The sequence below is a fragment of the Shewanella sp. SP1S2-4 genome (assembly GCF_031932075.1).
Taxonomy (GTDB): Bacteria; Pseudomonadota; Gammaproteobacteria; order Enterobacterales; family Shewanellaceae; genus Shewanella; species Shewanella baltica.
In genome coordinates this window covers 1-1,152 of sequence record NZ_JAUOET010000057.1, presented here as the reverse complement: position 1 = coordinate 1,152, position 1,152 = coordinate 1, and the positions used below count along the sequence as shown (strand labels likewise).

Here is a 1,152-nt window from a genome sequence, read left to right as displayed (position 1 = left end):
GTATTACCTGTTACTTCATTATCTGTAGTCGTGTTTTTGGGGTGAGTTTAATACTCGATTTTTACATATTAACAAGGCCGATATTCGCTGCGATGAAACAGCATAGCCCAGATGATCCGTGCCAATTTGTTTGCAATTGCTACTGCCGCTTTCTGTTTACCTCGCCGCTCAATCACCTTTAAGGCCCATACGGAGATCCTGTCATTACTCTTACTTGCATAGCGAATAATCGACCAAGCTCCCTGGATCAGTTGCCGCCGTAGATAGCTGTTACCTCGTTTGGTTATGCCGCTTAATTTCTGTTTTCCCCCACTGGAAAACTCTTTAGGAACCAGTCCTAAATTTGCAGAAAAATGCCGAGCACCATGATAGCCTGAGCCATCTCCGGCAAATGACACCGCGGCAGTGGCAATTATTTCTGCAACGCCTCTTATACCCATTAGTCGCTTGGCATCTGGGTGCGTTCTTGCCTGCAGTTTGATGTCTTTTTCCAGTGAACCTATTGCAACGTTGATCGCACGCAACTCTTCCATCAGCTCACGCATGTATTGACGTGCAATCGTAGTGAGTTGATTACTAGCATCCTCAAGTAATTCCGGCAGCAAAAGATTCAATGGATTACGTCCTTTAGGGAGGGCTATTCCATATTCACTTAGTAAGCCTCTAATTTGATTGGTTAGTGCAGTGCGTATTCTGATCCGGCGCTCGCGAATTCTGTGGGTAATGATGATATCAACCTGCGCTAAGGTTCTCGGCTGGACGAAAATCAGGTTTGGTCTCTGCGCTGCCTCACAAATAGCGAAGGCATCATTGCGATCGTTCTTATTGCCTTTGACAAATGGCTTAACATGCTGAGGCGGGATCAGTTTGACATCATGCCCGAGAGAAAGTAACTCTCTGCCCCAATAGTTAGAGCCACTGCAGGCTTCCATCGCAATAGTGGCATCAGGGTAAGTACGCAGAAAAGTCAGGAGCTGAACACGTTTAATCGAACGGTTAAAAACACTCTTGCCTGCTTGATTAACGCCACATACTTGGAAGATATTTTTTGCGAGATCAATTCCTATTAGTGTAACTTTCATTTTGGACACCTTTTGTTGTTATTGAACGTGCAAATTCAATATGGCGTAAATGACGCCTACTTCACAAGAG

Annotated in this window: 1 protein-coding gene; it reads right to left on the bottom strand. The window is 44.9% G+C overall.

Annotated elements, in window-relative coordinates; genetic code table 11:
• Positions 1 to 68 precede the first annotated feature (68 nt).
• The gene (locus Q4Q52_RS22145) at positions 69 to 1,082 is read right to left on the bottom strand and encodes an IS110-like element ISShes7 family transposase (RefSeq protein ID WP_311991698.1); all 1,014 of its coding nucleotides are present in this window, start codon (positions 1,080 to 1,082) and stop codon (positions 69 to 71) included.
• Positions 1,083 to 1,152 lie beyond the last annotated feature (70 nt).

Bases quoted from the DNA above. Each gene is read 5' to 3' on its own strand.
- Q4Q52_RS22145 (WP_311991698.1), bottom strand. From the start codon at position 1,082: ATGAAAGTTACACTAATAGGAATTGATCTCGCAAAAAATATCTTCCAA.